The sequence below is a fragment of the Nonomuraea sp. MG754425 genome (assembly GCF_021699195.1).
GTDB lineage: Bacteria > Actinomycetota > Actinomycetes > Streptosporangiales > Streptosporangiaceae > Nonomuraea.
In genome coordinates this window covers 38166-46483 of sequence record NZ_SSXE01000063.1, presented here as the reverse complement: position 1 = coordinate 46483, position 8318 = coordinate 38166, and the positions used below count along the sequence as shown (strand labels likewise).

Genomic DNA, 8318 nt, shown 5'->3' with positions numbered 1-8318 from the left:
CACCCCCCCCGCTCACCGCGTGCCCGCTCGGTCGCGGTCTTCCTGCTACACCCCGATCTCTGACAAGCCTCGGCAACCGATGTCCGATTTGATAGTCATTGGGGGGCCTGCGCGGTAATCCGCCCTGCATGGCATGCTCGATCCCTGTAAGTCAGGTATCGAGTGGAAGTGGCAGCAGATGAGATTCCCCCGCGCCCTCCCGGTGATCGCTGCCGTCGTCCTGGCCGCCGCGTGCTCCCCGGCGGAGCCCGAGCGGCAACCGCAGAGCAAGCCGGTGGACCGGGAGGTCGTCTCGCCGACGCCGACGGCCAAGCCGACCCCGCAGCGCAGGCCGTTCACCATCGCCTTCGGCGGGGACGTGCACTTCGAGGGCATCCTGCGGCCGAGGCTGGACGATCCGCGCACGGCGCTCGGGCCGATCGCGGGCGTGCTGCGCAAGGCCGACCTGGCGATGGTGAACCTGGAGACGGCCATCACCACGGCCGGGACGCCGGCCCCGGGCAAGCAGTACACGTTCCGGGCGCCGGCCAGCGCGCTGACCGCGCTCAGAGCGGCCGGGGTGGACGTCGCCTCCATGGCCAACAACCACGGCATGGACTACATGGACAGCGGTCTGGCCGACTCGCTGGCGGCGATCAAGCGCGGCAAGCTCCCCGTGGTGGGCATCGGGGCGGACGCGGCGCAGGCGTACCGGCCCTTCCGCAAGACGGTCAACGGCAACCGGGTGGCGATCATCGGGGCCACGCAGGTGCTGGACGCGGAGTTCATCCAGGCGTGGACGGCCACGTCCGGCAAGGGCGGCCTGGCCTCGGCGAAGAACGAGACGGCCCTGCTGCGCGCGGTGCGCCAGGCCCGCAGGAACTCCGACACCGTGATCGTCCACCTGCACTGGGGCACCGAGATGCAGAAGTGCCCCAACGAGGCCCAGCTCTCGCTGGCCCCCAAGCTGGTCAAGGCGGGGGCGGACGTGGTCGTCGGCGGCCACGCGCACGTCCTGCTCGGCTCGGGCTACCTCGACGACGCCTACGTCAACTACGGCATGGGCAACTTCGTCTTCTACAACTCCAACCCGGCGACCACCGGCAGGACCGGCGTGCTGACGCTGACCATCAACGGCCGCAAGATCTTGAAGGACGCCTGGACTCCGGCCACCATCCAAGGGGGTATCCCGATACCGATGACGGGGCCGGCCCGCACCCAGGCCGTGGCCGACTGGAAGGAACTGCGCTCCTGCGCGGGGCTGGCCGCCCAGCCCTGATCCATCTATTCTACTGGACAGTTCGTCCAATAGGAGGTCGCGATGCGGATGGTCGAGTCCGGTGACGTGCGGCTGGCGGTCTTCGAGGAGGGCGATCCGGCCGATCCCGCCGTCCTGCTCCTGCACGGCTACCCCGACACGCACCGCGTCTGGGACGAGGTGGCCGCGCTGCTGCGCGACCGCTTCCACGTGGTGCGCTACGACGTGCGCGGGGCCGGGGCGTCCGGCGCGCCCGCGAACCGGCGTGACTACGGCTTCGACCGGCTGATCGGCGACCTCGGCGCCGTGCTGGACGCCCTCGGCCTCGCGAAGGTGCACCTCGTCGGGCACGACTGGGGCTCGCTGCAGGGGTGGGAGGCGCTCGGCCGGCCGGAGATCCGCGACCGGCTGGCCTCGTTCACCAGCCTGGGCGGACCCGGGCTGCGGCAGGCGGCGGACTTCATGCGGCGCGGCCGGCGGCGTGACGTCGCGGCCCAGCGGATCAGGTCCTGGTACATCGGGGCGTTCCGGCTCCCAGTGCTGCCGGAGGCGGCCTGGCGGTCGGTGCTGCCCGCGGTGGTCTCGGCCGCCCTGCGCCGCGAGGGCGCCACGCCGCGGCCGGGCCATCCCGCCGACACCCTGACCAGGGACGGGCTCAACGGGCTGGCCCTCTACCGGGGCAACATGCCGGGCGCGGCGCTCGATCCACGCGTTCCCGACGTCCCGCTGCAGATCATCGAGGCCACCAGGGACGCCTACGTCACGCCGGCGCTGTCGGCCGCGGTGGCGGAGTGGGCGCCCCGGTCGTGGCATCGCAGGATCGCGGCCGGGCACTGGGCGCACCGGAGCCGGCCCGAGGCCGTCGCCGAGATGGTCGCCGAGTTCGTCGAGCACGCCGAGGGCGGTCCCGCCGGACGCGGGTTGCGCCGCGCGCGGGCCCGCGCCCGCGGGGGCTTCGGCGGGCGGCTGGTGGTGGTGACCGGCGCGGGCTCCGGCATCGGGCGGGCGACCGCGCGGGCGTTCGCGGCGCACGGGGCCGAGGTGGTCTGCGCGGACATCGACATCGACGCGGCGAAGCAGGTGTCCGAGGAAATCGCGAAAGACTTTCGCATCACCGCGTACGGCGTGCGGGTGGATGTGGCGAATGCCAATCAGATGGAGGACTTTTCGCGGAATATCATTGCCGAATATGGCGTGCCGGATGTGGTGGTCAACAATGCCGGGATCGCCGTGGCGGGGGCGTTCCTCGATCACACCGTCGATGACTGGCGCCGGACCCTCGATGTCAATCTCTGGGGCGTCGTGCACGGGTGCCGGCTCTTCGGGGCGGCCATGGCCGAGCGCGGCGAGGGCGGCCACATCGTCAACGTCGCCTCGCTGGCGGCGTTCGCGCCGTCGCGGCTGCTGCCGGCCTACTCGACCTCGAAGGCGGCCGTGAAGATGCTCAGCGACTGTCTCAGGGCCGAACTCGCCGGTCACGGCATCGGGGTCAGCACCATCTGCCCGGGATTCGTGTCCACGGACATCGCGGGCAACGCCACGTACGCCGGCGGCACGGGAATGCGTGAATGGGCCGTGCGGGGGCTCGCCCGGCGCGGGTACCCGCCCGAGCGCGTGGCCGCGCACATTCTGCGCGCCGTGCACAGAAACCAGGCCGTCGTCCCCGTGAACTTCGAGGGTAAAATCGGCTACGCGTTGTCCCGGATTTCGCCCGGGGCGATGCGCGGACTGGCTCGATTGAGCAAATTGGCGGGTAAGGATCGTCCATACGGGAGAAGATGAATCCGTGTCTTCGCCGCAAATTGATGACGAGTGCGTCCAGCCCAAAGCCCTCAGGCGGCAGCCCGCACAGCGCCGCAGTGCCCGGCGGGTCGAGCGCATGCTCGACGCGTGTGCCGAACTGCTCGACGAGAGCGGATACGAGTCGCTGTCCACCACCCGCATAGCCGAGCGGGCGGGCGTGGCGATCGGGTCCGTCTACCAGTTCTTCCCCGACAAACGGGCCATCACCCAGGAGCTCACCCGGCGCAACGTCGAGGAGTTCGTCCGCAGGGTCGATCGCAGGTTCCTGGAGGAGGACTATCGCGGCTGGTGGGAAGCCGTCGACGTGATCATCGACATCTACGTGGACATGCACAGGACGGTCGCCGGGTTCAAGAGCCTGCACTTCGGGGACGCCGTCGATCTCAACCTGCTCGACTCCGACTCCGACAACAACACCGTGATCGCGGGCCGGCTGCGCGGGCTGTTCCTGAAGGAGTTCGGGCTGGCCGACAGCCCGGAGTTCGACCTGGCCATGCTCGTGGCGGTCGAGGCCGGCGACGCCGTGCTGAAGCTGGCCTTCCGCCACGACCCCGACGGCGCGCCCGAGATGATCGACGCGGCCAAGCACCTGATCAGAGGATTTCTGACCCGGCAGCTCAGGGACTGGCCCTCCCGCTGACGGCGGGTCAGTGCTCGCCGGTCTCCTCGAGTGCCTTGATCGGGCCGGCGGCCCCGCCGGTCGAGTCGCGCTGCCAGCGCTTGTCGTGCTCCCCGAGCGCGGTCACGGGCGCCTGGTTCAGGCGCGGCCCGGCCGGGGTGCGTATGCACGGGGCGGGGAAGGAGACCGGGCGCGCGTCTCTGGCCTCGCGCAGGCTCAGCCGGGCCTCCAGCGCCTGAAGGTTGCGCTCGGCGGCCTCGACGGCCTCCAGGCGGGCCGACAAATAGCCGGCGACGCCGGGCAGAAGAGCCGACAACACGACAGCACAAGCCAGCGTGAAGGTCAGCTGCTTGGACATACCCATCACAGTCCCCTTCGCTCGCAAGGCGGCAAAGTGACCCTTATATGCCCCTTGACCTGCGAGAAAACGCGTACTGTGAGCAGAATTTGACGAGACGTTACCGAATTTGCGCCGGACCGGCGATGTGGATTGACCGGGCAAAGGGCCGAGCGGCTCGGTAGTCTCGCGGTGTGGCGCATGTGACCCGTGAGCACCTTGATCGTCTTCTCGAGCAGGCCCTGTTGGCCGACGACCACGGCTCCTTGGCCGGTCGGCTCTATGACGTCGCGCTCGACTACTCGTCAGGCGACGTGTCCAGGGCTTCCATACTCGTTCTCGCCGCCGAGGAATGGCGGGCGGCGGGGCAGCCGGCACGCGCGATGGAGTGTTTCCAGCGCGCGGTCGAGGACGGCGGAGAGGCCGGGTTCGACCCGCGTGCCGGCATCGCCGACACGCTCTTCGAACTCGACAGGCCGGACGAGGCAAGGGAGCTCATCGAGACGATACGCGCGGAGGGAAACGTCTCAACGGCGACTGCTCACACGATCGCCGAGACACTGGTCGCCTACGGCGACCTGCAAGGGGGGCTCGAATGGGCCACCCAGGCCGTCCTTCGGTGTGACGAGAACGACCCGGAGCAGGTGGCGCTGCTGCGCACCCGCTACCGCATCAGGGTCGATCTCGGGCTCCCCGAGGACGAGCTCGACGAGCTCGTCTCCTGAGACCGGGACGTCCGCGCGTGAGCTGAGCCCGGCTGGCCGGATCCGGCAGGGCTCACCGACCCATGCCCGGACACCGTGCGGGCCGGCTGTCGTGCGGGGTCAGCGTAGTCCGAGGCCGTGGGTGAGACCGGTGAAGCCGGCCACCGCGGGCTCGCCGCCCGGCAGCATCGAGGCGCCCTCGACGCTCTCCATCGCCTTCGGCAGCAGCACCTCGACGACCTCCCCGCCGACCTGGCGCACCCGCTTGTCCAGGTCCAGCGGCGACTGGATCCCGTTGCCCGAGACGCGGTTGTGGTAAGGGCCCTGGCCGACCGTCATCTCCTCCGGCAGCCTGTCCTCCAACGGCGTCCGCGGCATCTCGGGCAGCGTGGGCAGTCCCGGCATGCCCGCCATGGTGGACAGGTCCGCCATCCCGATCGGGCCCGGCACCATGGGGAACAACGCCGGCGAGGCCGAGGCCAGCGAGGGCATGCCCCAGGTGGCAGCCACGCCGCCCATGTCCGCCATGCCCAGCGCGTCCCTGCCCGAGGCCAGCCCGGTCAGGCCGAGCTGCCTGGCCAGCGCACCGGCCGCCAGGGCCAGCCGGTTGCTCTCGGAGACGATCATGCGGCTGCCGCCGGAGCCGCCGTCGTCGAGGCGCAGCCTGGCGTGCCCGTCGCAGTACGAGGCGATCGAGGTGGGCGACAGCAGCGCGGACCCGGTGTCGGCACAGGTCGTCCCGGCTGCGGAGGGGCCCGCGAACAGCCAGCTCACACCAGCGGACAGAGCGGCTACCGCGATCACGCTCCGGATCTTCTGGAATGACACTGCACGTCCCCCTGATCGATGTCTGGTGATCTGACGAACGCCGAACGTATCCGCCGATCGGGCCGGGGGAGGGCGGCTTGTCCGCACAACGGGGCGAACCTTTAACGAGCGGCCGGGCCGATGACCTTGCCATGACATGCCGGAGCCCGGGGATCGCCTGGATCCCCGGGCTCAGGAAGCCGCCCGCCGTCAGGCCGCTCGCTGGATGAGCAGCTCGTCGTCGCCCAACTCGACCACGACCTTGTCGCCGTCGGCGATCTCGCCGGACAGCACCGCCTTGGCCAGCTTGTCGCCGATGGCCGACTGCACCAGGCGGCGCAGCGGGCGGGCGCCGTACATCGGGTCGTAGCCGGTCAGCGCCAGCCACTCGCGGGCCGCAGGGGTGACCTCCAGGGTCAGCCTGCGGTCGGCCAGCCGCCGGGCCAGGCGATCGACCTGCAGATCGACGATCCGCGCCAGCTCCTCCGAGCCGAGCGCGTCGAAGAGGATCACGTCGTCGAGCCGGTTCAGGAACTCCGGCTTGAACGCGCTGCGCACCGCCCCCATGACGGCCTCGCGCTTGGCGCCGTTCTCCAGCTTGGGATCGACGAGGAACTGCGAGCCGATGTTGGAGGTCAGGATCAGGATCGTGTTGCGGAAATCGACCGTACGGCCCTGGCCGTCGGTCAGCCGCCCGTCGTCGAGCACCTGCAGCAGGATGTCGAACACCTCGGGGTGGGCCTTCTCGACCTCGTCGAGCAGCACCACCGTGTACGGCCGCCGCCTGACGGCCTCGGTGAGCTGGCCGCCCTCCTCGTAGCCGACGTAGCCGGGAGGCGCCCCGACGAGCCTGGCCACGCTGTGCTTCTCGGAGTACTCGCTCATGTCGATGCGGGTCATCGCCCGCTCGTCGTCGAACAGGAACTCCGCCAGCGCCTTGGCCAGCTCGGTCTTGCCCACGCCGGTGGGCCCGAGGAACAGGAACGAGCCCGTCGGCCGGTCGGGGTCGGCGATGCCGGCCCTGCTGCGCCGTACGGCGTCGGAGACCGCCTGGACGGCCTGCCGCTGCCCGATGAGCCGGGTGCCCAGCTCGTCCTCCATGCGCAGCAGCTTGGCCGTCTCGGCCTCCAGCAGCCGCCCCGCGGGGATGCCGGTCCAGGACGAGATCACCTCGGCGATGTCGTCGGCCCCGACCTCCTCCTTGACCATGGCGTTGTCGGGCGGCGCCGCCTCGGAGGCGACCTTCAGCGCCTGCTCCAGCCGGGGCACCTCGGCGTACATCAGGCGGGAGGCGGCCTCGAAGTCGCCGTCGCGCTGGGCCCGCTCGGCCGCGCCACGCGCCTCGTCGAGCTGCTTCTTCAGCTCGCCGACCTTGTTGAGCCCGGCCTTCTCATGCTCCCAGCGGCCGACGAGGGCGTTGAGCTCCTCCTGGCGGTCGGCCAGCTCCTGGCGGAGCCGTTCGAGGCGCTGGACGGAGGCCTCGTCGGTCTCCTTCGACAGCGCCAGCTCCTCCATCTTCATCCGGTCGACGTTGCGCTGGAGCTGGTCGATCTCCACGGGACGGGAGTCGATCTCCATGCGCAGCCGGGAGGCGGCCTCGTCCACCAGGTCGATGGCCTTGTCAGGCAGGAAGCGGTTGGTGATGTAGCGGTCGGACAGCGCGGCGGCGGCCACCAGCGCGCCGTCGGCGATCTGCACCTGGTGGTGGGCCTCGTAGCGGCCCTTGAGCCCGCGCAGGATCGCGATCGTGTCCTCGACCGTGGGCTCGCCCACGTAGACCTGCTGGAAGCGGCGCTCCAGCGCCGGGTCCTTCTCGATGCGCTCGCGGTACTCGTCGAGCGTGGTCGCGCCGATCATGCGCAGCTCGCCGCGGGCCAGCATGGGCTTGAGCATGTTGCCGGCGTCCATCGCGCCCTCGGCGGCCCCCGCGCCGACGACGGTGTGCAGCTCGTCGATGAAGGTCACGATCTGCCCGTCGCTGCCCTTGATCTCGGCGAGCACGGCCTTGAGCCGCTCCTCGAACTCGCCGCGGTACTTCGCCCCGGCCACCATCGCGCCCAGGTCGAGCGAGATCAGCCGCTTGTTGCGCAGCGACTCCGGCACGTCGCCGGCCACGATGCGCTGGGCCAGGCCCTCGACGACCGCGGTCTTGCCGACGCCGGGCTCGCCGATGAGCACCGGGTTGTTCTTGGTGCGGCGGCTCAGGACCTGGACGACACGGCGGATCTCGGAGTCGCGGCCGATCACCGGGTCGAGCTTGCCGCCGCGGGCCCGCTCGGTCAGGTCGACGCCGTACTTCTCCAGCGCCTGGTAGGTGTCCTCGGGGGTCTCGCTGGTGACGCGGGCGTTGCCGCGCACCTTCTCGAACGCGTCGAGCAGAGCCTGCGGCGTGGCGCCCTGCGACCTGAGCAGTTCGGCCGCCTGCCCCCCGTCGGCGGCCAGGCCGACCAGCAGGTGCTCGGTGGAGACGTAGAGGTCTTCGAGCCGGTTGGCGTGCTGGGCGGCGGTGTTCAGCACCGTCAGGAGCTGACGGGAGCTCGACGGCGCCCCCACCGTCGAACCCTGCGCCTTCGGCAACGTCGCGAGCTGCTCCTCCGTACGCGCCCGCAGCGTGCGCCAGTCGGCGCCGACGGCTTCGAGCAGCGGCACGGCGGTGCCGCCCGTCTGGGAGAGCAGCGTGGTCAGCAGGTGTGCCGGGGAGATCTCCGGGTTGCCCTCCGCGGCGGCACGCCGCATGGCACCCGAGAGCGCTTCCTGACTCTTCTGGGTGAGCTTGTAGTCCATGTCGTTCCTAGGCCCCCGGTGGCAGCT

Annotated in this window: 7 protein-coding genes; 4 read left to right on the top strand and 3 right to left on the bottom strand. The window is 70.7% G+C overall.

Annotated elements, in window-relative coordinates; translation table 11 throughout:
* The first annotated feature begins 178 nt into the window (after window positions 1–178).
* Genes FAF44_RS22365 through FAF44_RS22355 form a run of 3 tightly spaced genes read left to right on the top strand, consistent with a single transcriptional unit; the run spans window position 179 to window position 3680 of the window.
* The gene (locus FAF44_RS22365; protein ID WP_237105177.1) at window positions 179–1258 is read left to right on the top strand and encodes a CapA family protein; all 1080 of its coding nucleotides are present in this window, start codon (window positions 179–181) and stop codon (window positions 1256–1258) included.
* A gap of 42 nt (window positions 1259–1300) precedes the next feature.
* Complete coding sequence (locus tag FAF44_RS22360) at window positions 1301–3019, top strand: SDR family oxidoreductase (protein WP_237105176.1); 1719 nt, start codon at window positions 1301–1303, stop codon at window positions 3017–3019.
* 4 nt (window positions 3020–3023) lie between these two features.
* Window positions 3024–3680, top strand: a complete 657-nt coding sequence (locus FAF44_RS22355) for a TetR/AcrR family transcriptional regulator (protein WP_237105175.1) — start codon at window positions 3024–3026, stop codon at window positions 3678–3680.
* A 7-nt stretch (window positions 3681–3687) separates the two neighbouring features.
* On the opposite strand, the gene FAF44_RS22350 is transcribed toward FAF44_RS22355, so the two are convergent.
* On the bottom strand, window positions 3688–4017 hold the full coding sequence (locus FAF44_RS22350) for a hypothetical protein (protein WP_237105174.1): 330 nt from the start codon (window positions 4015–4017) through the stop codon (window positions 3688–3690).
* 173 nt (window positions 4018–4190) lie between these two features.
* Between FAF44_RS22350 and FAF44_RS22345 the strand changes: the two genes are divergently transcribed.
* Window positions 4191–4721 (top strand): tetratricopeptide repeat protein, encoded by a 531-nt coding sequence (locus tag FAF44_RS22345; RefSeq protein ID WP_237105173.1) that lies wholly within the window; start codon window positions 4191–4193, stop codon window positions 4719–4721.
* A gap of 99 nt (window positions 4722–4820) precedes the next feature.
* Here the strand turns inward: FAF44_RS22345 and FAF44_RS22340 are convergent, their stop codons facing one another.
* Window positions 4821–5504 carry a hypothetical protein gene (locus FAF44_RS22340; RefSeq protein WP_237105172.1) on the bottom strand — a complete coding sequence of 228 codons (684 nt, stop codon included), beginning with the start codon at window positions 5502–5504 and terminating at the stop codon, window positions 4821–4823.
* 213 nt (window positions 5505–5717) lie between these two features.
* Window positions 5718–8291: an ATP-dependent chaperone ClpB gene (gene clpB, locus FAF44_RS22335; RefSeq protein ID WP_237105171.1), complete on the bottom strand. Its 2574-nt coding sequence runs from the start codon at window positions 8289–8291 to the stop codon at window positions 5718–5720.
* Window positions 8292–8318: the final 27 nt, after the last annotated feature.